19 protein-coding genes are annotated in these 22,707 nt (G+C 65.5%); 12 read left to right on the top strand and 7 right to left on the bottom strand.

All coding sequences use genetic code 11. From position 1 onward, the window contains the following. Positions 1–108 precede the first annotated feature (108 nt). Genes P8H27_RS08960 through P8H27_RS08945 form a run of 4 tightly spaced genes read left to right on the top strand, consistent with a single transcriptional unit; the run spans position 109 to position 4,547 of the window. Positions 109–1,464 carry a pitrilysin family protein gene (locus tag P8H27_RS08960; protein ID WP_289636893.1) on the top strand — a complete coding sequence of 452 codons (1,356 nt, stop codon included), beginning with the start codon at positions 109–111 and terminating at the stop codon, positions 1,462–1,464. Further along, entirely contained in the window at positions 1,457–2,944 is a 1,488-nt protein-coding gene (locus tag P8H27_RS08955; protein WP_289636891.1) for a pitrilysin family protein, read from the top strand. The genes P8H27_RS08960 and P8H27_RS08955 overlap by 8 nt, the downstream gene beginning before the upstream one ends. After that, positions 2,944–3,546, top strand: coding sequence for a 16S rRNA (guanine(966)-N(2))-methyltransferase RsmD (rsmD, locus tag P8H27_RS08950; protein WP_289636890.1), 603 nt, complete (start codon positions 2,944–2,946; stop codon positions 3,544–3,546). The genes P8H27_RS08955 and rsmD overlap by 1 nt, the downstream gene beginning before the upstream one ends. Positions 3,547–3,563: 17 nt before the next feature. Then, positions 3,564–4,547, top strand: a complete 984-nt coding sequence (locus tag P8H27_RS08945; protein ID WP_289636889.1) for a hydrolase — start codon at positions 3,564–3,566, stop codon at positions 4,545–4,547. Between the two features lie 77 nt (positions 4,548–4,624). Here the strand turns inward: P8H27_RS08945 and P8H27_RS08940 are convergent, their stop codons facing one another. Then, positions 4,625–5,284, bottom strand: a complete 660-nt coding sequence (locus P8H27_RS08940; RefSeq protein WP_289636887.1) for a TetR/AcrR family transcriptional regulator — start codon at positions 5,282–5,284, stop codon at positions 4,625–4,627. A gap of 213 nt (positions 5,285–5,497) precedes the next feature. Here P8H27_RS08940 and P8H27_RS08935 point away from each other — a divergent pair, with 213 nt between their 5' ends. The 6 genes from P8H27_RS08935 to ggt all read left to right on the top strand — a co-directional run bounded on the left by P8H27_RS08935 (position 5,498) and on the right by ggt (position 12,113). Beyond that, positions 5,498–6,934: a coniferyl aldehyde dehydrogenase gene (locus tag P8H27_RS08935; protein ID WP_289636886.1), complete on the top strand. Its 1,437-nt coding sequence runs from the start codon at positions 5,498–5,500 to the stop codon at positions 6,932–6,934. 26 nt (positions 6,935–6,960) lie between these two features. Further along, the gene (locus tag P8H27_RS08930) at positions 6,961–7,506 is read left to right on the top strand and encodes a twin-arginine translocation pathway signal protein (protein WP_289636885.1); all 546 of its coding nucleotides are present in this window, start codon (positions 6,961–6,963) and stop codon (positions 7,504–7,506) included. A gap of 76 nt (positions 7,507–7,582) precedes the next feature. Beyond that, positions 7,583–9,178 carry a GMC family oxidoreductase gene (locus P8H27_RS08925; RefSeq protein WP_289636884.1) on the top strand — a complete coding sequence of 532 codons (1,596 nt, stop codon included), beginning with the start codon at positions 7,583–7,585 and terminating at the stop codon, positions 9,176–9,178. A 110-nt stretch (positions 9,179–9,288) separates the two neighbouring features. After that, positions 9,289–9,768, top strand: a complete 480-nt coding sequence (gene coaD, locus P8H27_RS08920; protein WP_289636883.1) for a pantetheine-phosphate adenylyltransferase — start codon at positions 9,289–9,291, stop codon at positions 9,766–9,768. A 175-nt stretch (positions 9,769–9,943) separates the two neighbouring features. Next, positions 9,944–10,195, top strand: coding sequence for a YfhL family 4Fe-4S dicluster ferredoxin (locus P8H27_RS08915; protein ID WP_025163485.1), 252 nt, complete (start codon positions 9,944–9,946; stop codon positions 10,193–10,195). A 238-nt stretch (positions 10,196–10,433) separates the two neighbouring features. Further along, positions 10,434–12,113, top strand: a complete 1,680-nt coding sequence (gene ggt / locus P8H27_RS08910) for a gamma-glutamyltransferase (protein ID WP_289636878.1) — start codon at positions 10,434–10,436, stop codon at positions 12,111–12,113. Between the two features lie 7 nt (positions 12,114–12,120). Here the strand turns inward: ggt and P8H27_RS08905 are convergent, their stop codons facing one another. The 6 genes from P8H27_RS08905 to desA all read right to left on the bottom strand — a co-directional run bounded on the left by P8H27_RS08905 (position 12,121) and on the right by desA (position 18,986). Further along, positions 12,121–13,974, bottom strand: coding sequence for a Na/Pi cotransporter family protein (locus tag P8H27_RS08905; protein WP_289636877.1), 1,854 nt, complete (start codon positions 13,972–13,974; stop codon positions 12,121–12,123). Positions 13,975–13,983: 9 nt separating this feature from the next. Beyond that, on the bottom strand, positions 13,984–14,319 hold the full coding sequence (locus P8H27_RS08900) for a multidrug transporter (protein WP_289636876.1): 336 nt from the start codon (positions 14,317–14,319) through the stop codon (positions 13,984–13,986). 137 nt (positions 14,320–14,456) lie between these two features. Then, on the bottom strand, positions 14,457–15,269 hold the full coding sequence (gene mutM / locus P8H27_RS08895; protein ID WP_289636875.1) for a bifunctional DNA-formamidopyrimidine glycosylase/DNA-(apurinic or apyrimidinic site) lyase: 813 nt from the start codon (positions 15,267–15,269) through the stop codon (positions 14,457–14,459). Positions 15,270–15,762: 493 nt separating this feature from the next. Further along, positions 15,763–17,025 (bottom strand): OprD family porin, encoded by a 1,263-nt coding sequence (locus P8H27_RS08890; RefSeq protein WP_289636873.1) that lies wholly within the window; start codon positions 17,023–17,025, stop codon positions 15,763–15,765. 151 nt (positions 17,026–17,176) lie between these two features. Next, complete coding sequence (locus P8H27_RS08885; protein WP_289636871.1) at positions 17,177–17,311, bottom strand: hypothetical protein; 135 nt, start codon at positions 17,309–17,311, stop codon at positions 17,177–17,179. A 487-nt stretch (positions 17,312–17,798) separates the two neighbouring features. Further along, positions 17,799–18,986 carry a delta-9 fatty acid desaturase DesA gene (gene desA, locus P8H27_RS08880; protein ID WP_289636870.1) on the bottom strand — a complete coding sequence of 396 codons (1,188 nt, stop codon included), beginning with the start codon at positions 18,984–18,986 and terminating at the stop codon, positions 17,799–17,801. A 250-nt stretch (positions 18,987–19,236) separates the two neighbouring features. Between desA and P8H27_RS08875 the strand changes: the two genes are divergently transcribed. Together P8H27_RS08875 and P8H27_RS08870 are read left to right on the top strand one after the other, a co-directional pair. Further along, the gene (locus tag P8H27_RS08875) at positions 19,237–21,564 is read left to right on the top strand and encodes a bifunctional diguanylate cyclase/phosphodiesterase (RefSeq protein ID WP_289636868.1); all 2,328 of its coding nucleotides are present in this window, start codon (positions 19,237–19,239) and stop codon (positions 21,562–21,564) included. Positions 21,565–21,569: 5 nt separating this feature from the next. Further along, on the top strand, positions 21,570–22,703 hold the full coding sequence (locus P8H27_RS08870; protein ID WP_289636867.1) for an HDOD domain-containing protein: 1,134 nt from the start codon (positions 21,570–21,572) through the stop codon (positions 22,701–22,703). The last annotated feature ends 4 nt before the right edge of the window (positions 22,704–22,707 follow it).

Genomic DNA, 22,707 nt, shown 5'->3' with positions numbered 1-22,707 from the left:
GAATCCGTCGACAACTGCATGCCCAGGGATCTCCTGCAGCCACCACGCTGCAACCTCTCAACGGCATACTCGGCGACGCACGCAGCCCATCACGGTGACCTCATTCCCATGCATATGATCGCTCTACGCGCCGCAACCCTGTTGCTCGCCGCCATCGGCCTGCCGCTGCTGGCCACGGCTGCCGAACCACAGCCGACCCACGAGTTCAGCCTGGACAACGGCCTCAAGGTCATCGTCCGCGAAGATCACCGCGCGCCGGTGGTGGTGTCCCAGCTCTGGTACAAGGTCGGCTCCAGCTACGAGACGCCCGGCCAGACCGGCCTGTCCCACGCCCTCGAGCACATGATGTTCAAAGGCAGCCGCAAGCTCGGCCCCGGCGAAGCCTCGCGCATCCTGCGCGAACTCGGCGCCGAGGAGAACGCCTTCACCAGCGACGACTACACCGCCTACTACCAGGTCTTGGCCCGCGACCGTCTGGCCGTGGCCCTGGAACTGGAAGCCGACCGCCTGGCCAGCCTTGCGCTTCCGGCCGATGAATTCGCCCGCGAGATCGAGGTGATCAAGGAAGAACGGCGCCTGCGCACCGACGACAAACCCGGCGCGCTGGCGTACGAGCGGTTCAAGGCCATGGCCTACCCCGCCAGCGGTTACCACACTCCGACCATCGGCTGGATGGCCGACCTCGAGCGCATGACCGTCGAGGAGCTGCGCGCCTGGTATGCCGCCTGGTACGTGCCGAACAACGCCACCCTGGTGGTGGTTGGCGATGTCAGCGCCAGCGAGGTGAAGGTGCTCGCCGAACGCTATTTCGGCGCCATCCCCGCACGCGCGGTGCCCGCGGCGAAAATCCCCCGCGAGCTGGCCGCGCCGGGCGAGCGGCGGATCACCCTGCACCTGAAAACCCAACTGCCGAGCCTGCTGCTGGGCTTCAACGTGCCGGGCCTGGCCACCGCCGAAACCCCGCGCCAGGTGCATGCCTTGCGCCTGCTCGCCACCCTGCTCGACGGCGGCTACAGCGCCCGCCTGCCGTCGCGCCTGGAGCGTGGCGAGGAACTGGTTTCCGCGGCCTCCGCCTGGTATGACGCCCATCCGCGCGGCGACAGCCTGTTCGTGCTGTCCGCCACGCCCAATGTGCAAACCGGCAAGACCCTGGCGCAAGCCGAAGCCGGCCTGTGGCGCGAGCTGCGGGATCTGCAGCAGAACCCGCCCTCCGCCGAGGAGCTGGCCCGCGTGCGTGCCCAGGTCATTGCCGGGCTGGTCTACGAGCGCGACTCGATCACCAGCCAGGCCACCGCCATCGGCCAACTGGAGACGGTCGGCCTGTCCTGGACGCTGCTGGATCAGGAGCTGGCCGACCTGGAAGCGGTCACCCCGGCCGATATCCAGAGCGCGGCGAACACCTTCTTTACCCGCGAGCGCTTGAGCGTCGCCCATGTTCTACCCGAGGAGAAGCACGATGAGTGAGCGCAATGGTTTGCGCTACGGCCTGCTCGGCCTGGCGGTACTGGCGTTGTTGGCGATCCTGCTCCTGCTGGCCAACCGTGCCGACGCCCCCACCGGCGACGTCCAGCCCGCGCCCGAGGCGCCGGCGAAGATCGAGTCCTTGGCTGCAATCAACGGCCAGGCACCGAGCCGGCGCAATCTGGAGATCCAGACCTGGCAAACCGCCGAGGGCGCCAAGGTGCTGTTCGTCGAGGCGCGCGAGTTGCCGATGTTCGACCTGCGCCTGACCTTCGCCGCCGGCAGCAGCCAGGATGACGGCATGCCAGGGCTGGCGATGCTGACCAACGCCATGCTCAACGAAGGCGTGCCGGGCCAGGACGTCGGCGCCATCGCCGCCGGCTTCGAAAGCCTGGGCGCCGACTTCGGCAACGGCGCCTACCGCGACATGGCGGTGGCCAGCCTGCGCAGCCTGAGCGCCGCGGACAAACGCGAGCCGGCCCTGCAACTGTTCAACCAGGTGCTCGGCCAACCGACCTTCCCCGAGGACGCCCTGCTGCGGATCAAGAACCAGGTGCTGGCCGGCTTCGAGTACCAGAAGCAGAACCCCGGCAAACTGGCCAGCCTGCAACTGTTCGAGCGGCTTTACGGCAAGCACCCCTACGCCCACCCCAGCGAAGGCAACGAACAGTCCGTCCCGGCGATCGGCCGCGAGCAATTGCAGGCCTTCCATGCCAAGGCCTACACCGCCGGCAACGCCGTGATCGCCCTGGTTGGCGACCTCTCGCGCGGCGAAGCCGAAGCGCTCACGGCACAAGTCTCCGCCGCATTGCCCGCAGGCCCGGCCCTGCCCCTCATTGCCCAGCCGGACGCGCCGCAAGCCGGCCTCAGCCATATCGAGTTCCCGTCCAACCAGACCCACCTGATGATCGCCCAGCTCGGCATCGACCGCCGCGACCCGGACTACGCCGCGCTCTATCTGGGCAACCAGATTTTCGGCGGCGGCGGTTTCGGCACCCGGCTGATGAGCGAGGTGCGCGAAAAGCGCGGCCTGGCCTACGGCGTCTACTCCGGTTTCAGCGCCATGCAGGCGCGCGGGCCGTTCATGATCAACCTGCAGACCCGCGCCGAACTCAGCACCGGCACCCTGCAACTGGTCAAGGACATGCTGCGCGACTACCTGGCCAGCGGCCCGACCCGGGAAGAACTGGACAACGCCAAGCGCGAGCTGGCCGGCAGCTTCCCGCTGTCCACCGCGAGCAACGCCGCGATCGTCGGCCAACTCGGCTCCATGGGCTTTTACGACCTGCCGCTGAGCCACCTGGAAGACTTCATGCGTGCGGTGCAAGCCCTCACTACCGAGCAGGTCAAGGCCGCCATGGCCAAGCACCTCGACCCGGACGCCCTGGTCATCGTCAGCGTCGGACCGACCGTGGCCCAGCAGGAACTGCCGCCGCCCGGCGACAAACCCGTCGAACAACCCTCTGCCGTACCGGAGCACTGATGCGCAAGCCAAACAAAGCGGCAACCGCCCATGGTGGCGATGGCCAACTGCGGATCATCGGCGGGCAATGGCGCTCGCGCCAGTTCAACTTCCCCATGGCCGCCGGCCTGCGCCCCACGCCCAACCGCGTGCGCGAAACCCTGTTCAACTGGCTGGCGCCCTACGTCGAAGGCGCCAAGGTGCTCGACCCGTTCGCCGGCAGCGGCGCGCTGTTTCTCGAAGCGCTGTCGCGCGGAGCCGGCAGTGCCCTGGCGCTGGATCTCAACCCCGGCGCCATCGCCAGCCTGCGCGGCCACCTGCAGACCCTGCACTGCGACAACGGCCAGTTGCTGCAAAGCGATGCCCTCGCCTACTTGCAGAACCAGGCCGTCACGCCGTTCGACCTGGTATTTCTCGACCCACCGTTCGGCCAGAATCTGCTCCTGCCCGCCTGCAACCTGCTGGAACAACACGGCTGGCTGGCGGCGGATGCCTGGATCTACAGCGAAAGCGAAAACCCGCCCTCCAGCCTCGGCCTGCCCGGCAACTGGCGCCTGCACCGCGAACAGAAGGCCGGCCAGGTGTATTACGCGCTGTGGCAGCGCAGCGCCCAGGCTGGCTGAGGCCACGGGCTACCAGCATGAACACGCACTTCAAACCCGCCTGGTGGCTACCCGGCCCGCACCTGCAGACCCTGTGGAGCCCGCTGTGGCGCAAGGCGCCGCAACTGCAGCGCCAGCGCGAACGCCTGTGGTTGGAGGACGGCGACTTTCTCGACCTCGACTGGCACGGCCCGCATGCCGCCGAGGCGCCCCTGGTGCTGGTGCTGCACGGCCTGACCGGCTCGTCCGGCTCGCACTATGTGCTCGGCTTGCAACAGGCCCTGGCCGCGCGCGGCTGGGCCAGCGTGGCGCTGAACTGGCGCGGCTGCTCGGGCGAACCCAACCTGCTGGCGCGCGGCTACCACTCCGGCGCCAGCGACGACCTGGCCGAAACGCTGCGCCATCTGCGCGCACAACGGCCGCTGACCCCGCTGTACGTCGTCGGCTATTCCCTGGGCGGCAACGTGCTGCTCAAGTACCTCGGCGAAACCGGCGGCGCCAGCCAGGTACAAGGCGCCGTAGCGGTGTCGGTGCCGTTTCGCCTGGATCAGTGTGCGGATCGCCTCGACCTGGGCTTTTCCAGGGTTTATCAGAGCCATTTCATGCGCGAAATGGTGGCCTACGTGAAAGACAAACAGCGCCTGTTCGCCCACCAGGGCATGGCCGATCGCCTGTCCACCCTGGAAAAACTCGGCCCCCTGGACAATATGCGCACTTTCTGGGATTTCGACGGCCGCATCACCGCGCCGCTACATGGCTACGCCGATGCCGAGGACTACTACCGCCGCGCCTCGAGCCGCTACTTCCTGGGCAGCGTCGCAACCCCGAGCCTGATCATCCAGGCCGCCGACGACCCCTTCGTGTTCCGCCATAGCCTGCCGAAGGCCAGCGAGCTGTCGCCAAGCATCGAATTCGAACTGCATGAGCATGGCGGCCATGTCGGCTTTATCGACGGTTCACCTCGGCGGCCGGGCTATTACCTGGAGCGGCGCATCCCCGAGTGGCTGGAGACGCTGGCCTAGGCTGGGCTACGGCGCAACAGGTTTTGCGTGTACCGACAGTTGGCGCCGCGGCCCGACCCGCCTACGCCAGTCTCGATTCAGAGCACCTGTTCCAGCGGCACATGCAGCCGGCGGTACAGGGCGTCGACCGCCTCCCGCGCCTGCGGCGCGATATAGCCCGCCTCCAGGGCCAGCAGCTGGTAGATGCCACGACGCAGCATGGCTTCGCTGAGGCCGCCAGGCTGGCCGCAGGTGGTGCAGAGGAAGCGTACCCAGGAGGTCATGATGATCCAGGCATTGAGCGCCAGCGCCTCGATCTGCGGCGCCGTCATCTGCAGGATGCCGGCCTCGACGAAGCCCTGATAGATGCTCTGCGCGCCCTGCAGGCAACGCTGGGCGAACAGCCGGTAGCGCTCGGCCAGCTCGGCATCGCTGTCGAGCAGGTGCTCCAGGTCGCGGTGCAGGAAGCGGAAGTGCCACATCGCCGCGAGCAGCGCCTCCAGGTAGACGGTCTTGTCGGCGATGGTCAGGGCACGGCCTTCGGGCAGGCGCAGAAAACCGTCGACATGGCGTTCGTACTGGCCGAACAGCTCGGCGATGATCGTCTGCTTGTTGCGGAAGTGGTAGTACAGGTTGCCCGGCGAAATTCCCAGGTGCGCGGCGATGTGATTGGTGGTGACGCTGCGCTCGCCCTGGGCGTTGAACAACTCGAGGCTGGCCTGGACGATACGCTCGCGGGTTTTCGGTGGAATGGCCATGGATTGCTCGATCTCGACTCAAAAGCCCGGCAAAGGTACAGGGTGAAGCGCCTGCGGCGCTAGCCGAATGGCCACACGCCAAGCCTGCAATTCTCAGGTGATTTGACAGATTAGAGCAATTGCTCTAAAAATCCAGCAGCACTTTTGCCACGCCCAAGCCGCCTGCTCGCCGGCGCAACGGGTTGCCCTGCTGGATCGCCGAGGAACCGCCCCATGGTCGCCGACATCGCCTATCTGGAACCGAACCTGCCGCAACAGCCGATCAGCTCGCTGGAAACCACCTTCGCCCTGCAACGCCAGGCGTATCAGGCCAACCCGATGCCGAGCGCGGAGCAGCGCATGCAGTGGCTCAAGGCCCTGCGCGAACTCTTGACCCATGCGCAAGGCCCGCTGATCCAGGCGATTTCCCGGGACTTCAGCAACCGCTCCGCCGACGAGACCCTGCTCGCCGAACTGATGCCCAGCCTGCACGGCATCCACTACGCCAGCAAACGCATCAGGAAATGGATGAAGCCGTCGCGGCGCAGCGTCGGCCTGCCGTTCATGCCGGCCTCGGCCAAGGTGATCTACCAACCGCTCGGCGTGGTCGGCGTCATAGTGCCGTGGAACTACCCGCTGTTTCTCGCCATCGGCCCGCTGGTCGGCGCGCTGGCGGCCGGCAACCGGGTGATGATCAAGATGAGCGAGTCGACCCCGGCCACCTCGCAGCTGCTCAAGGAGCTGCTGGCCAAGCTATTCCCCGAAGACCTGGTCAGCGTGGTGCTGGGCGAAGCGGAGGTCGGCATGGCCTTTTCCAGGCTGCCGTTCGACCACCTGCTGTTCACCGGCGCCACCAGCATCGGCCGGCACGTGATGCGCGCCGCCGCCGAGAACCTGACCCCGGTGACCCTGGAGCTGGGCGGCAAGTCGCCGGCCATCGTCTCCGCCGATGTACCGCTGGCGGACGCCGCCGAGCGCATCGCCTTCGGCAAGACCATGAACGCCGGGCAGACCTGCGTGGCGCCGGACTATGTGCTGGTGCCCGAAGATCGCGTCGAAGGTTTCGTCGCCGCCTACCGCGCCGCGGTGCAGGGTTTCTACCCGCAATTGCAGGACAACCCCGACTACACCGCGATCATCAACGAGCGCCAGCAGCAGCGCCTCAACGGCTACCTCAGCGATGCCGAAGACAAGGGCGCGACCATCCTGCCGTTGTTCCCCGAGGCGCAAGGCCGGCGCATGCCGCACAGCCTGCTGCTGAACGTCAGCGACCAGATGAAGGTGATGCAGGACGAGATCTTCGGCCCGCTGCTGCCGGTGATCCCCTATCAGCGCATCGAAGATGCCTTCGCCTACGTCAACCGGCGTGCCCGCCCGCTGGCGCTGTACTACTTCGGCTACGACAAACGCGAGCAGCAACGCGTGCTGCACGAGACCCATTCGGGCGGCGTGTGCCTGAACGACTGCCTGCTGCACGTGGCCCAGGACGACCTGCCGTTCGGCGGCGTCGGCCCCTCCGGCATGGGCCATTACCACGGTCACGAAGGTTTCCTGACCTTCAGCAAGGCCAAGGGCGTATTCATCAAACAGCGTTTCAACGCCGCCAAACTGATCTACCCGCCCTATGGCAAGGCGCTGCAGAAACTGGTCTACAAGTTGTTCGTCCGTTAACCAAAGCCGTATCGGTGATAACAATAATGCACGACACCACTCTTGATTCGTCGGGCCTGTCGCGGCGCAATCTGCTGAAAGTCGGCCTGCTCGGCTCGGCCTTACTCGCCACTGCCGGGCTGACCGCGACCCTCAGCGGCTGCTCGGCCAGCACGCCCAAGGCCGGTTTTAGCGTGATCCGCGAAACCGACCTGGCCTTCCTCCAGACCTTGATCCCGGTGCTGCTGGAAGGCGCGGTGGCTCCGACAATGATGGCGCAGGCGGTCAGCGGCACCCTCGAAAGCCTCGACTACAGCCTCAACCACCTGTCCCCCGAGCTGCTCAAACTGACCGTGCAGCTGTTCGACGTGCTGGCCATGCCACTGACCCGCGGGCCGCTGACCGGCATCTGGGGACGCTGGGACAACGCCTCGGCAAGCGAGGTACGCGCTTTTCTCGAACGCTGGCAGAACAGCTCCATCGGCTTGCTGCAAATGGGCCACGCCTCGCTGTTGCAACTGGTGATGATGAGCTGGTACGGGCGCGCCGAGTCCTGGGCCCACTGCGGCTACCCCGGCCCGCCTACAGTCTGACGGCTGGCTGCGCGCCTAGCCTGGCTCTAGCTCGCTCAGCCTTGCATACGCGAAACCATAAGAAAGAGAGCCTTAAATGCCTGTACCCGATCTGTTCGCCGAAGGCCTGGCCCGCGGCTGGAAAACCCATAACGGCGCACGCCTGGAGCACGACCTGAGCCTGGAAGCCGACGTGGCCATCGTCGGCACCGGCGCGGGCGGCGGCACCAGCGCGGAAATCCTCAGCGCCGCCGGCTACAAGGTACTGCTGATCGAGGAAGGCCCGCTGAAGACCAGCAGCGACTTCAAGATGCAGGAGGCCGAGGCCTATCCACAGCTGTACCAGGAAGGCATCGGCCGGATGAGCAAGGACGGCGCCATCACCATCCTCCAGGGCCGCGCGGTCGGCGGCACCACCCTGGTCAACTGGACCTCGAGCTTTCGCACCCCCGCGCCGACCCTGCAGCACTGGGCCAGGGAGCATGGCGTCAGCGGCCACAGCGAGGAAGAGATGGCGCCCTGGTTCGAGCAGATGGAACAACGCCTGGGCGTCGCGCCCTGGGCCGTGCCGCCCAACGCCAACAACCAGGTGATCCGTAGCGGCTGCGAGCAGCTCGGCTACCACTGGAAAGTCATCCCGCGCAACGTGCGCGGCTGCTGGAACCTCGGCTACTGCGGCATGGGCTGCCCGACCAACGCCAAACAGTCGATGCTGGTCACCAGCATCCCGGCGACCCTGGAAAAAGGCGGCGAGCTGCTCTACCTGGCACGTGCCGAACGCCTGCTGCTCGACGGCGAGCGGGTCGCGGGCATCGAATGCCTGGCCATGGACGAACGCTGCGTGGCGCCGACCGGGCGCAAGATCCGGGTCAAGGCCAAGCACTACATCCTCGCCGGCGGCGGCATCAACACCCCCGGCATCCTCCTGCGTTCGGGCGCCCCCGACCCACACCGGCGCGCCGGCAAACGCACCTTCCTGCACCTGGTGAACTTCTCCGCCGCGCAGTTCGAGCAGCGGATCAACCCCTTCTACGGCGCGCCGCAGTCGATCTACTCCGACCACTTCCAATGGCTCGACGGCACGGCCGGACGCATGTCCTACAAGCTGGAGGTGCCGCCCTTGCATCCGGCGCTGACCGCCACCCTGCTCGGCCGCTTCGGCGTCGACAACGCCCTGCGCATGGAACAATTGCCGCACACCAACGTCATGCTGGCCCTGCTGCGCGACGGCTTCCACCCCGACAGCGCCGAAGGCACGGTGGAACTGCGCGGCGACGGCAGCCCGGTACTCGACTACCGGATGACCGACTACAGCTGGGATGGGGTGCGCCGCGCCTTCCACAGCATGGCCGAGATCCAGTTCGCCGCCGGGGCCAAGGCCGTGCTGCCGTTGCACGCCGACGCCGGCTACGTAAAGACCCTGGGCGCAGCCCAGAAGCTGATCGACGAGCTGAGCCTGGAGCTGTACCGCACCCGCCTGAGCAGCGCCCACGTAATGGGCGGCTGCGCCATGGGCGAAGACCCACGGCAGGCGGTCACCGACAGCCTGGGCCGGCACCACCAACTGAGCAACCTGTCGATCCACGACGGCTCGCTGTTCCCCACCAGCATCGGCGCCAACCCGCAATTGTCGATCTATGGCCTGACCGCGCAACTGGCGAGCCAACTGGCCGAGCGCCTCAAGCACGCCTGATGGCGGGGCATCCACGGGCCGGCCAAGTGCGTGGCGCACACGCCTGACTTGGCCGCAGTTCCTCGCTGCGCTACCATCCGACTCCCCAACGGATCCGCCAGGACGTCACGATGAATCGAGTGTTATACCCCGGCACCTTCGACCCCATCACCAAAGGCCATGGCGATTTGGTCGAGCGCGCCGCGCGCCTGTTCGACAACGTGATCATTGCGGTAGCCGCCAGCCCGAAGAAAAACCCGCTGTTCCCCCTCGAACAACGGGTCGCACTGGCCCGCGAAGTCACCAAGCACCTGCCCAATGTCGAGGTGGTCGGCTTCTCCACCTTGCTCGCGCACTTCGCCCAGGAGCAAGGCGCCAATGTGTTGCTGCGCGGCCTGCGCGCGGTCTCGGACTTCGAATACGAGTTTCAGCTGGCCAACATGAACCGCCAACTGGCGCCGAACGTGGAAAGCCTGTTCCTCACTCCGTCGGAAAAATACTCCTATATCTCCTCGACCCTGGTGCGCGAGATCGCCGCGCTGGGTGGCGATATCTGCAAGTTCGTCCATCCTGCCGTGGCCGACGCCCTGAACGAACGGTTCAAACACTGAACCGGGGTTCCGTGTGGGCGGACAAGCCCGCCCGCACATGGCGCCCGCTGCAACAATCCGGCACAATTCGTCCAGCATTACCCGCCTGTTGTCCGCCTATTGTTGCTGGGATGCTGTTGTTTGAATGTTGTTTGAATATGTCGCCGCCAACGGCTGCGGCAGGAGTGTTTATTCCATGTCCCTAATCATCACCGACGACTGCATCAACTGCGACGTCTGCGAGCCCGAGTGCCCGAACGGCGCTATCTCCCAGGGTGAGGAGATCTACGTGATCGACCCCAACCTGTGCACCGAATGCGTCGGCCACTACGACGAGCCGCAGTGCCAGCAAGTCTGCCCCGTGGATTGCATCCCGCTCGACGAAAACCACGTCGAGAGCAAGGACGAGCTGATGGAGAAGTACCTGATCATTACCGGCAAGGCCTGAGAGGCTGACCGCGCCCTGGCGCACGGCCTGTCCGCCCTACGGATCCGGAACCCAATCCGTAGTGCGGGCTCAGGAGCGCAGCGAACAGTCCGCCGCCATCCGGCCAGTTGAACGCTTGAATGGCGTACTGCTGGGCGAGTACGCCCTACGCACCGACCGCCTCGCACGCCTTTCCCGGATCGGCCGACCAATCGCTGCTAAGCTTCGGCTTCCCCGAAGCACGGTACAGATCGCCCCCATGTTGCAGAGAATCGTCCTCACCACCCTGCTACTGATCTGCAGCCTGCCGGCCCAGGCAGCGCCCAACCAGGCCGCCATCGTCAGCGCCCATCCCGCCGCCACCGTCGCCGGCCAGGAAACCCTGGCCCTGGGCGGCAACGCCTTCGATGCGGCGGTCGCCATCGGCGCCGCCCTGGCGGTGGCGGAACCTTACAGTTCGGGCCTGGGCGGCGGCGGCTTCTTCCTTCTGCGCGAAGCCGGCAGCCAACCGACCTATCGCTTTCTCGACGCCCGCGAGCGGGCGCCCCTGGCCGCCCATGTCGACCTCTACCGGCGCGATGGCGAGGTACGGAAGCCGCTATCGCTGAATGGGCCGCTGGCCGCCGCCATTCCCGGGCTGCCCGCCGCCCTGGTGCTGCTGGCCGAACGCTTCGGCCAGTTGCCGCTGCGCGACTCGCTGGCCCCGGCGATTCGCCTGGCCCGCGACGGCGTTGGCATCGACCGGGTCTACCGTGAACGGGCCAACTGGCGTTTGGCCGCCCTGCGCGACGACCCGGAAAGCGCCCGCATCTTCCTCGACGATGCAGGCGAAATCCCCGCAGAATTCGCCCTGCTGAGTCAACCGCAACTGGCCGCAACCCTGGAGCGCCTGGCTCGCGATGGCCATGCCGGCTTCTACGCCGGGGAAGTCGCCGCGAAGCTGGTCAATGGCGTGCGCGCCGCTGGCGGCATCTGGTCGTTGCGCGATCTGGCCGAGTATCGCATCGTCGAGCGCCAACCCTTGCGCGTGCCCCTGGCTGACGGCCGCGAGCTGATCGGCGCACCGCCGCCCTCGGCGGGCGGCCTGGCCCTGGCGCAGAGCCTGCTGATCTTGCAGCAACTGCCCTGGCGCCAGGCCGAGCCGGTGCAACGCACCCACCTGGTCGTCGAAACGCTGCGCCGCGCCTACCGCGACCGCGGCCTGCTCGGCGACCCGGACTTCGTCGCTAACCCGCTGCAGCAGTTGCTCGCGCCCAGCTATATGAAACAACTGGCCGCCAGCATCGACCCGCAGCAAGCCACACCCAGCGCCAGCCTGCCGCCCGCCGGCGGCTGGCACGAAGGCGACCACACCACCCACTTCTCGGTACTCGATGCCGACGGCAATGCGGTGGCGGCGACCCTGTCGATCAACCTGCCGTTCGGCGCCGCCTTCACCGTGCCCGGTACCGGCGTGCTGCTCAACGACGAAATGGACGACTTCGCCGCCGATGTCCAGGGCGCCAACGCCTACGGCCTGACCGGCAGCCAGGCCAATGCCATTGCCGCCGGCAAGCGCCCGCTGTCGAGCATGAGCCCGAGCTTTATCGAAAGCAGCACGGAATTCGCCAGCTTCGGTACCCCCGGCGGCAGCCGCATCCCGAGCATGGTGTTGCTGGCGATGCTCGAGTACCTCGACGGCCAGCCGATTGCCCGCTGGCCCGGCGTCGCCCGCTATCACCATCAGTACCGCCCGGATCTGATCGAGCACGAACCGGACGCCTTCAGCCCGGCGCAAAGCGCCGCGTTGCAAGCCCGCGGCCATCGACTCAAGGCCCTGCAGCGTCGTTACGGCAACCAGCAGGTGCTGTTTTGGGACAAGCAAGGCAAACGGGTCGAAGCCGCCAGCGACCCCCGCGGCGTCGGCACCAGCGCAGTAGCTACGCCGCCGCAACCGTAGGCATCAGTCAATCCAGCTGGATCAATGGGCCATCCTCGGCCACCAGTTGGCGCAGCGGCCGGAACAGCTCGTTACCCTCGCCCTGACCGAGCAGCAGCACATTGCGCAGGCTCTGGGTGATACGGCTGACATAGCCGAGGTCATTCATCAGCGAACTGGCCTGCTGGCCATCCAGCCGCCGCTCGCGCACGGCGGCGAACAGACGCTGGCGAAAGGCGCTGTCGAAGCCTGCCGCACCCTCGTCGAACTGCCGCAGGCGCTCGTCCCAGAGCGTATCGGGCAGCTCGAGCCGACCCAGTTCGCGGGCCTCATGGAGCGCCCCGAGCAGGTGTCGACGCAGCTCGACATAGCTCTGGCGGGTAACGCTGTCGTCCTGGCGCAGGTAGCGGCCGAGATTCTTCTGCAAATGCTTGGCATCTTTCACCGCGTCCACCAGTTGCAGCGCCGCCAGCTGGCAGCTGACCCAGAAGTGCTGATGCGCCTGATCGAGGCTGACTTCCAGGCGGCTCATAAAACTCAGCAGGTCGCTGTACACTCCCTTGATATGCCGCTGGTAGAGCTGCTCGGCATCCAGCGCCCGCGAATCGGGGCGGGCGCTCAGCAGGCGTTCGTCCTGGCGACTGCGCTCGAGCCGATCCACCGGCACATAGAGTGCGTGGCAAATCACCTCCAGACTGAGACGGGCCAGGTGCTGCAACTCCAGTACCACCGCTTGAGCCGCGCTGTCGGCACTGGCCAGGGCACTTTCGTCCAGATAACGGGCGCGCGTCGGCCCGGTCGCCGACGGGGCCACCTCGGTGATCAGCACCCGGGGCTCTTCGCGATCCGGCAGCCAGCGCTCCAGCAGATCCACCAGCGCACCCTGCCACGGCCAGAACAGGCTCACGCCCATGGCATTGAACAGCGTATGGAACAGCGCCAGCTGAATCGGCAGGTTGCCGCCAAGGCCCATGGGCGCCGTCAGCCAGCGCACCAGGGTAGCCAACGGCACCAGCAGAACCAGCGCCAGGGCCCCGCTGGCCAGGTTGAACAGCACATGCGCCAGGGCCAGTCGCTGCCCCACGCGGGAACCGCCGAGGGCACCGATCACCGCCGTGACCGTGCTGCCCAGATTGGAGCCGATGGCGATTGCCAACCCCTGCTCCAATGCCAGTTGGCCACCCGCCAGGGCCGTCAGGGTGAGCATCAGGGTGGCATGGCTGGACTGCAGCAATACCGTGATCAGCAAGCCCGCGCCGGTAAACAGCAGATGGCCGGCAATGCCGGGCAGTTGATAGTGCAGGGGATCGAAGTCGCCGGCCACGCTGGAGAAGCCGGCCTTCATCTGGTCGATGCCGAGAAACAGGAACGCCACGCCCAGCACCACGCGGCCGACCGCGGAGCCCCGCGAACCGGTGAAGCTGCCGAGCACACCAAACACCAGCAAGGGCAACGCCAGCGGGCCGAGGCTGACGTTCTGTCCAGCCAGGGCCAGCAGCCAGATACCGCTGGTGGTGCCCAGATTGGCACCAAACAGGATGGCGATTCCCGCCGCCAATTGGATCAGGCCGGTGCTGAGGAAAGCGATGGTCAACAGCGACACCAACGAACTGGACTGCACCAGCAGGGTGGCGCTCACGCCGAACATCAGGCTTTTGAAGGGTGTCGCGGTGCTCAGCGCCAGCAGGCGTTCCAGTTTGCCACCGGCCAGTTGGCGCAGCCCTTCCTCCAGGCACTGCATGCCGAACAGGAACAGCGCCAGTCCGCCGCACAGGGCCAACCAGCCGGCACTGAACCAGAAGCTCAGGGCCAGCAGGGCGAACAGCAGAATCCAGCTGAGCGACCGCAATCGATGCCGAAGATTGCGGCCAGGGTCAGGCATGCAGCAGGGTCAGCCTTTGTTGTAGCCGCTGGTCGTACAACCCAGGCAGCGCACGAAGGCCGCCTTGCCCGGTTCGACCACCAACGCCTGAGCCGCCTCGCCGACATTCCCGCCCAAGGCGGTGAACGGCAGGCTGACCACAAAGGCCACGGCACCGATGGCGGTAGCGCCGATCAGCAAGGGCCGGGCGATCACCAGGTCGCCGACCATCGAAAAAGCCTTGGGCGCATTGGCGGTGTACAGCGGATCGCCACTGGAGTTTTGCACCACTTCCGCCTGTACCGGCAGTGCCAGCAAGCCAGTGGTCAGCGCCAGGACAACGGCAGTCGAGCGAAACAGTTTCATCGGGGCGATCCTTCAGCTATTAGGAGGCAGTGCCAGTAACTATAACAGCGCGCCGCCGATTGTCAGCGTGACGGCCGTCAATAGCTATAAAAGACCCACACCGGCCTTTCGAACCCCAGCGAACCACAAGCTCAGGGTCAGCGCTGGCAGCGCGGGCAATAAACGCTGGCGCGCTGGCCCAGCTTGAGTTCGCGCAGGGTCGTGCCGCATTGCTTGCAGAACTCGCCGCCGCGCCCGTAGACGAACAGTTCCTGCTGGAAATAGCCCGGTTGGCCGTCGCCACCGACGAAGTCCCGCAGGGTGGTGCCGCCGCGCTCGATGGCATGCGTGAGGATGCGTTTGATCTGCTCCGCCAGGGTCATATAGCGCGCCCGGGAAATCGAACCGGCTGCGCGGCGTGGATCGATGCCGGCGGCGAACAGCGCTTCGCTCGCATAGATATTGCCGACCCCGACCACCACCGCGTTATCCATGATGAAGGGTTTGACCGCCATCGAACGGCCACGCGACTGCCGGTACAAACGCTCGCCGTCGAACCACTCGGTCAGCGGCTCGGGGCCGAGCTTGCTGAGCAATACGTGCCGCAAGGGGTCGCTGCTCCAGAGCAGCGCGCCGAAGCGCCGCGGATCGGTGTAGCGCAGGGCCAGACCCGACTCCAGCTCAATGTCCACATGCTCGTGCTTGGCCGCCGGCAGACCGCACTCGACCAGGCGCAGGCTGCCGGACATGCCCAGGTGGCTGATCAGGCTACCGGTCTCGGCCTTGATCAGCAGGTACTTGGCGCGCCGTTCGACACACTCGATGCGCTGGCCGGACAAGCGCACATCCAGATCCTCTGGAATGGGCCAGCGCAAACGACGCTCACGCACTATCACCCGGGTGACCCGCTGGCCTTCGAGAAAGGGGGCGATACCGCGGCGGGTGGTTTCGACTTCGGGCAGCTCGGGCATGGACGATCAATCAGGCGAGACGGCGGGCCTCTACCTTAGCAGGAAAACCGCCCCTATCCAGGCTGCGCGGTTGAGCGGCGTCACGTCCGACCGGCGTCTGGCGGTTGATCGCCATCGCGGCGGCGATCGGGCGCAACAGGTCACGGGGACAGAACCATGACAAAGGCTCTGTGCCCGTTAGGTGTTGTATCGCCAGGCACGAACGGCCTGCGATCCGTAGCCGGCCCGACCTCGGGGCGAGCTTTGGCTTATACCGCGAAACGATGGGCAGGCAACCCTGCGGGCTGCATTCGCCGCGGGGTCGCGTGACCCACATGGATGTGGGAAATGCCGCTAGCCTGTCAGGAACAGGCGCGGCCCTCCACAAGAGATCGCGCCTGCAACACATAATGGGGACATAGCCATGAAAAAGCCCGGAACAGAGTCCGGGCTTCTTCATGGTTCGGCGCCGGTCAGGATGCAACTGATCAGCGCCCCGTCAACAACTGGGTTGTCAGAACAGCGGCAGGGTGTAGCTGACGATCAGACGGTTCTCGTCGAGGTCGTTACCGACGTTGGAACGCACGGTGGCGTTACGCAGGCGAATGCCGAGGTTCTTCAGGGCGCCGTCCTGGAACACGTACATCAGTTCGCTGTTGCGCTCCCACTCCTTGCCTTCGCCAGCCGCGTTCAGACGATCGATGTTGTCGCCGTTGAGGTAGCGGGTCATGAAGGTCAGGCCGGGAATGCCCAGACCGGCGAAGTTGTAGTCGTAACGCAGCTGATAGGACTTTTCATCCTTGTTGGCGAAGTCGCCGATCTGCACGTAGTTGACCAGGAACGGGTCGGTGCCGTTGATATAGGCGTAGCCGGTGTCGCCGCTCATCTTCTGGTAGCCCAGGCCGAAGCTGTGGAAGCCCAGACCGTAAGTGAACATGGCGCCGAAGGCCTTGTTATCGACGTTGCTCGAGCCGTCGTCGGTGGAGCGCGCATAGCGCAGGTCGGTCTTCAGGCTCTGCTTGTCGGCAATCGGCAACACATGCACGACGTTGAAGATGTGCTGCTTGTACAGCTGCTCCAGCTCGCCGTAGTGGTAGGCGGTGGTCAGGTTGTCCAGCGGCTTGTAGGTCAGGCCGGCGAAGTTGAAGTCGTCGCCCTGGTTACCATTGCCGGTGAATTTGAAGTTGCGCTTGGCGCCAGCGTTCAGGCTGAGATCCTGAAAGTCGGTGGAGTCGCGCTGGTTGAGTTCGCGCAGCTGGCCGGCATCGAGGGTCAGGCCGTCGATTTCCTGGCTGTTCAGATGAGCGCCGAGGAAGGTCTGCGGCAACAGGCGCGAATCGTTGGCGGCGATGCTGGGCAGCTTGGGCATCAGTCCACCGATCTTGGCGACTGTCTTGGAAGCCTTGACCTTGAGGGTGGCGGTGGCTTCCGAATACTCGCCTGGGCCTTCGTCGCCGAAGCTGTTCGGTAGCAGGTTGGTGCCGGCGCGTTCGTCGGAAGAGTCGAGTTTCAGACCCAGACCGGCATAGGCATCCAGGCCGAAGCCGACGGTGCCTTCGGTAAACCCGGACTCGGCCTTGAGGATGAAACCCTGGGCCCACTCTTCGCGCTTGGACTGCTGGGCCGCCGTAGTGTCGCGTAGATCCCGGTTGAAGTAGAAGTTGCGCAGATCCAGGCTGGCCTTGCTGTCCTTGATGAACTCGGCGTTGGCGACTTGGCTCAGGGACAAGCCCAGGGTGCCGACGGCTACGGCCAGCGCCAGGGAGGTCTTTCTCATTATGGTCTTCTCCAGTGTTTTTAGGGTGGCACATCGGCTTGGGCACCGACTTCGACAGCGAAGAGGTAGCACGCACCGAATTCGTGGGCTCACTCCCGCGCGCCTCGCCGATCCGGATAGCCCGGCGGCGGCATGCGAGGTGAACAGGAAATCAGGGGGCGATGGCCACTTGGCCGAGGCGCCGGGCTATCCCGGCGAATGCCAGAACACGGGGCGGCAGGAATGCGTCCTGCTGATGTGGCAAACCAGGAAACAGCGCCGCGAGCGCTACAAACTTGATCGACATGAGGAACCTCGACAGCTTTATTAGAATTGTTCTTATCTGAATATTGGTATTACCAATTTACAAAAAGCCATATCAGAGTAGACGGCCTGCATTCGCCGTGTCAATTGAGCGCCCAGCACCTCTGGACGAATGGCATTCGGCACAGCGGTCGCGCGGGATCGACCTTCAGCTGCCGGACTCAGCGACCCAGTGCCATACGCAGATATTGTGCCAAGCGCCGACAGGCCGGCGACGCCCCGTCTAGCTCGGGGCGTTTCAGCGAAGAAAGGGGGGGATCTTGCGAGGCGCTCAAGCACCTACAGGCGGGTTTTCGCCAACCGAGGAACCAACTTCGGCGGAAAATCGCCAATGCCTACCGTGGCCGCGGCTACTCGCCCTCGGGCGTAAACGCTCGATCGGCAGCGCTCGGAGGGTGTGAAATATCGAGCGCAACGCTGCTGCGGACGCCTGGAGGCGGCCGCAGCAGGCGAGGGTTTTTCACAGCCGCTCAGGCAACCGCGGCCGGGCGCAGCGAATAGGTCTTCAACTGTTCGGCGAAATCACGCAGCGATTGAATCCCGCTGGTTTCCGCCTCGTGCACCCACTGCTTGATCGCCTCGAGCATGTCATGGCCATTGGCGCTGGTCTTGAGCCAGATCTGCTGCAGCGCCAGACGCTGCTCGTAGATCACCTGGAGCGCCTGGCTCTGCGCCAGCATGGCGTCGATGCGCGCCTGTTGCCGATCTTCCAGCAGGCTCGGTTCGCGACCCAGCAGGCGCTTGGCACGACGGAACTGGTGGCGCACCGAGGCGTCGGCCTTGGCCAGTTCCTGCTTGACCAGCGGGCCGATCACCAGCTTGCGGTACTGCGCCATGATCTGGAAGCGGTTGTTGAGGATCGCCATGGCCGTGTCCATGTCCAGCAGGCGCTTGCCCTCAATGCGATGGGCAATCGGCGCCACGCGCTGCACCTTGGCCAGACCGAGCAGGCTGAACAGCTTGATCCAGGCCCAGCCCATATCGAACTCCCACTGACGCACCGACAGTTTGGCCGAGTTGGGATAGGTGTGGTGGTTGTTGTGCAGCTCTTCGCCGCCGATCAGGATGCCCCAGGGCAGCAGGTTGGTCGCGGCGTCGCGGCACTCGAAGTTGCGATAGCCGACGGCATGGCCGAGCCCGTTGACCACCCCGGCCGCCCAGACTGGAATCCACATCATCTGGATCGCCCAGACGCTGATGCCGATCACGCCGAACAGGGCCAGGTCGATGAGCGCCATCAGGGTCACGCCGGCGAAGGTATAGCGCGAATAGAGATTGCGCTCGATCCAGTCGTCCGGGCAGTTCTTGCCGTAGATGCGCAGGGTTTCCGGATTCTTCGCCTCTTGCCGATACAGCTCGGCGCCGCTGCGCAGTACCGTGCCCAGGCCTTTGATCAGCGGGCTGTGCGGGTCGTCGACGGTTTCGCACTTGGCGTGGTGCTTGCGGTGGATGGCCGTCCATTCGCGGGTGTTCTGCCCAGTGGTCAACCACAGCCAGAAACGGAAGAAGTGCTTGAGCGCCGGATGCAACTCCAGGGCGCGATGGGCAGAATAACGGTGCAGGTACACCGTGACGCCGACGATGGTGATGTGGGTCATCAGCAGAACGGCAGCGATCAACTGCCACACCGAGAGATCGAGCAAACCGTTGTACCACATGAGCCGAGAGCCTCTTGAAAGGAAACCATGGCGTGCCTGAGAGACGCAGAGGTTGTGAAAACATCGGCCGCCGTCGCGACGACGGTCTCCAGGCATTCGCAGCAGGCGAGAGTTTTTTCAGCGTCTCGCCGGCCACAATCGCATTATCCCCGGCATGGATCATAAAACCAGTTGGTCTTTTAGATAACCCTGTCGGGTCGTTTCATCCTCTATTATCACTGCACTGACCAAGAGCGCGGATCTACAACCTATGAGCCTACACCAAGGAGCGGTGCGCCTGACTCTGACCTACCTGCTGGCTGCCGGGCTCTGGGTCTTCTTCGGCGATGCCCTGCTGGCCTGGCTGCACCTGCCGGCCGAACGCGCCGAACAGGTGCAACTGCTCAAGGGGTTGTGCTTCGTCCTGCTCAGCAGTGTCCTGCTGTACCTGATCCTGCACTCCCACCTGCGCCAGCAGGCCCGCCTGCGCCAAACGCTGCGCACCAGCGAAGAGCGCTTGAGCCTGGCTCTGGACTCCGCTCAGGAGGGCTGGTGGGACTGGGATCTGCGCAGCGACAAGGTGTGTTTCTCGTCCGGTTATACCGCCCTGCTCGGCCTGCCAGCCAAGACGCTAGACGGCACCCGGGCACGCTGGTTGCAGCAGCTGCATCCCGACGACCGCGCCGAGCAGGAACAGGCGCTCGCCCGTACTTTGCAAAACGCCAGTCAAGAACCTCACACAACCACCTCGCGCATGCGCCACCAGGATGGCGACTACCGCTGGATCCAGTCACGCGGGCAGTTGCAACTCGACGCCCAGGGCCGAGCGGAGCGCTTTATCGGCACCGCCAGCGACATCAGCCAGCGCCGCGCCAATGAACACAGCCTGCGCCAGGCCGCCGCCGTGTTCGACGCGACCCAGGACGGGGTGCTGGTCACCGACAGCAAGCAGAAGATCGTCCACGTCAACCCGGCCTTTACCCGCATCACCGGCTACAGCCCCGAGGAAATCATCGGCCGTCGGCCCAACCACCTGAGTTCGGGCCGCCACGACCGGGCATTCTACCAACGCCTGTGGCACGCCCTGGCAGTCCGGGGCAGCTGGAGCGGGGAAATCTGGAACCGGCGCAAGAACGGCGAAATCTACCCGCAGTGGCAACGTATCCGCGCCATCCACGACGAGCAAGGCGCGGTCAGTCACTACGTCGCGGTGTTCTCCGACATCAGCGCGTTGAAGCGCTCGCAGAGCGAACTGGATCACCTGGCCCACCATGATCCGTTGAGCGGTCTGCCCAACCGCCTGCTCTTCACCGAGCGGGTGGAAAACGCCCTCAAACGGGCCAAATCCGAACAACAAGGCGCGGTACTGCTGATCGACCTCGATCACTTCAAGCACATCAATGAAAGCCTGGGCCACAACATCGGCGACCTGCTGCTCAAGGCGGTCGGCGAGCGGCTGGCCGCACAACGGGGCGAAGGCATGACCCTGGCACGCCTCGGCGGCGACGAGTTCGGCCTGCTCTACGAACACTGCCTGGATGCCCCCCAGGCCGCCAGCCTGGCCCAGCAACTGCTGAGCAGCCTGGGCGCCCCCTTCAGCCTCAACGGCCATGAGTTCTACATCAGCGCCAGCATCGGCATCAGCCTGTTCCCCGGCGACGCCGAAAATCTCGATCAGGTGCTGCGCAACGCCGATTCGGCGCTGTCCAAGGCCAAGAGCAGCGGCCGCGAAGGCTACGCCTTCTACACCCAGGAACTGACCGAATTCGCCCGCCAGCGCGTCGACCTGATCAGCGCCCTGCACCACGCCCTGGCTAACCATGAACTGCGCGTCTACTACCAACCGCTGCACGAACTGGCCAACGGCAAGCTGATCGGCGCCGAGGCGCTGGTGCGCTGGCAACACCCGCAACGCGGCCTGGTTGCGCCCGGGGAATTCATTCCGATCGCCGAAGACAGCGGCCTGATCGGCGCCATCGACGCCTGGGTGCTGGAACAAGCCTGCCGGCAGATGGTGCGCTGGCAAGCCCAAGCCCAGGCCCAGGCGCAAGTGCCGCGGTTCGTCGCGGTCAACGTCTCCAGCCGGCTGTTCAGCCGCGGCGAGCTGGATCTGCAGGTGGCCCAGGTGCTGGCCGCCACCGGCCTGGATCCCGCCTGCCTGGAACTGGAAGTCACCGAAAGCGCGGTGATGGACAACCCGGATGCGGCCCTGACACTGCTCGGGCGCCTGCGGGCCTTGGGGGTACGCCTGGCCATCGACGACTTCGGCACCGGCTACAGTTCCCTGGCCCGGCTCAAGCGCCTGCCCGTGCACAAACTCAAGCTCGACATGAGTTTCGTCCGCGGCCTGCCCCACGACAGCGACGATGTCGCCATTACCCGCGCGGTGGTGGCCCTGGGTCACAGCCTGGATCTCAAGGTACTCGCCGAAGGCATCGAACGGCCGGAGCAGATGGCGTTCCTGCGCCAGATAGGCTGCGACTATGGCCAGGGTTATCTGTTCGGCCGACCACAACCGGTCGAGTCCGAGCAGACGCGGGCCGTAGCGGCACCTGCGGCCAATCATGCATCATTAGCGGCAGAGCCAAGGGATAGCTGACATCTATGCGGGTAATGATTCTCGAAGACGATCACTGGATCGCCGACCTGCTCAAGCAGATCGTTCTGAGCCTGCGCCCGGGCGCCGAAGTCATCTGCCTGGGCAGCGTGGCCGAGGCCTTGGCGGATTGGCAACAACGCGTCAGCGACCTGGTCATCAGCGACTGGAACCTACCGGACGGCGAAGGCACTCGGCTGCTCAAGCGGGTTCGCCAGCAAAACCGCCAGCTGCCGCTGGTGATGGTTAGCGCCCGCAGCGACCGCAGCAGCGTGGTGGAAGTCCGCGCACTGGGCATCAATGCCTTTATCAGCAAACCCTTCCAGGCCTCGCGCGTGGCCGCCAGCCTGGACAAATTACTGCCGGCGCTCGGGGCGCAAGATTCTGCGGTCGCCCTCGCCAGCGATGAAGACCTTGTCGCTTACCTGGAAAAACTGCCCGCCGGCGAGCTGGATCTGCCGCTGAGCCAGGGCATCCGCGATCGTCTACGGCAACACTTCAAGGATGAGCAACTGAGCCTGCGCGAACTGGCCGAGGACTGGCGCCACGACCCGGCGCTGAATGCCCGCTTACTGACCGTGGCCAACAGCAGCGCCTACAACGGCGCCGGCCGCCCTTGCATCAGCCTGCTTGAAGCGCTGCAAAAACTCGGCGCGGCGACCAGCCTCAACCTGGCCATGGGCCTGGCCCTGCGCCAGGCCAGCGCCCTGGATAATCCACTATTGCGCAGGCTCGCCGACGCCCATCTGGATGCCAGCGAACAGCTGGCCGAAAAGAGCATGACCCTGGCCCGCCAGTGCGAGCTGGATCCGGCACCCTTTCATTGCGCGGCATTGCTGCACCGCATGGGCGAACTCTGCGTGCTCTACCTGGCCCAGGCCTGGGCAACACGCGGCCACCGCCTCGGCGAGGCGCAGGTGGCGCAAGCGCTTGGCCAATTCAGTTCGCCCTTCGCCATTGCCATCAAGGCGCGCTGGCAACTGCCCATGGCGCTGCGCGAACTGATTGGCGCCTGCTATGCCCTGCCCAACAACAGCGTCAAGCGCGCCTCCGTACTCATGCGTTTGGCCGCCTGCGAGCTGGACGCCAGCGGCGACAGCAACGACCAGGCGCGCCTGCGGCGTCTCGCCGGGCTGGCCTGAATGC

Origin of the sequence: Pseudomonas sp. sp1636, assembly GCF_030376615.1 — a bacterium.
GTDB lineage: Bacteria > Pseudomonadota > Gammaproteobacteria > Pseudomonadales > Pseudomonadaceae > Aquipseudomonas.
This window is presented reverse-complemented; position numbering and strand designations above follow the sequence as displayed.

Bases quoted from the DNA above. Each gene is read 5' to 3' on its own strand.
- P8H27_RS08960 (WP_289636893.1), top strand. From the start codon at position 109: ATGCATATGATCGCTCTACGCGCCGCAACCCTGTTGCTCGCCGCCATC.
- P8H27_RS08955 (WP_289636891.1), top strand. From the start codon at position 1,457: ATGAGTGAGCGCAATGGTTTGCGCTACGGCCTGCTCGGCCTGGCGGTA.
- rsmD (WP_289636890.1), top strand. From the start codon at position 2,944: ATGCGCAAGCCAAACAAAGCGGCAACCGCCCATGGTGGCGATGGCCAA.
- P8H27_RS08945 (WP_289636889.1), top strand. From the start codon at position 3,564: ATGAACACGCACTTCAAACCCGCCTGGTGGCTACCCGGCCCGCACCTG.
- P8H27_RS08940 (WP_289636887.1), bottom strand. From the start codon at position 5,284: ATGGCCATTCCACCGAAAACCCGCGAGCGTATCGTCCAGGCCAGCCTC.
- P8H27_RS08935 (WP_289636886.1), top strand. From the start codon at position 5,498: ATGGTCGCCGACATCGCCTATCTGGAACCGAACCTGCCGCAACAGCCG.
- P8H27_RS08930 (WP_289636885.1), top strand. From the start codon at position 6,961: ATGCACGACACCACTCTTGATTCGTCGGGCCTGTCGCGGCGCAATCTG.
- P8H27_RS08925 (WP_289636884.1), top strand. From the start codon at position 7,583: ATGCCTGTACCCGATCTGTTCGCCGAAGGCCTGGCCCGCGGCTGGAAA.
- coaD (WP_289636883.1), top strand. From the start codon at position 9,289: ATGAATCGAGTGTTATACCCCGGCACCTTCGACCCCATCACCAAAGGC.
- P8H27_RS08915 (WP_025163485.1), top strand. From the start codon at position 9,944: ATGTCCCTAATCATCACCGACGACTGCATCAACTGCGACGTCTGCGAG.
- ggt (WP_289636878.1), top strand. From the start codon at position 10,434: ATGTTGCAGAGAATCGTCCTCACCACCCTGCTACTGATCTGCAGCCTG.
- P8H27_RS08905 (WP_289636877.1), bottom strand. From the start codon at position 13,974: ATGCCTGACCCTGGCCGCAATCTTCGGCATCGATTGCGGTCGCTCAGC.
- P8H27_RS08900 (WP_289636876.1), bottom strand. From the start codon at position 14,319: ATGAAACTGTTTCGCTCGACTGCCGTTGTCCTGGCGCTGACCACTGGC.
- mutM (WP_289636875.1), bottom strand. From the start codon at position 15,269: ATGCCCGAGCTGCCCGAAGTCGAAACCACCCGCCGCGGTATCGCCCCC.
- P8H27_RS08890 (WP_289636873.1), bottom strand. From the start codon at position 17,025: ATGAGAAAGACCTCCCTGGCGCTGGCCGTAGCCGTCGGCACCCTGGGC.
- P8H27_RS08885 (WP_289636871.1), bottom strand. From the start codon at position 17,311: ATGTCGATCAAGTTTGTAGCGCTCGCGGCGCTGTTTCCTGGTTTGCCA.
- desA (WP_289636870.1), bottom strand. From the start codon at position 18,986: ATGTGGTACAACGGTTTGCTCGATCTCTCGGTGTGGCAGTTGATCGCT.
- P8H27_RS08875 (WP_289636868.1), top strand. From the start codon at position 19,237: ATGAGCCTACACCAAGGAGCGGTGCGCCTGACTCTGACCTACCTGCTG.
- P8H27_RS08870 (WP_289636867.1), top strand. From the start codon at position 21,570: ATGCGGGTAATGATTCTCGAAGACGATCACTGGATCGCCGACCTGCTC.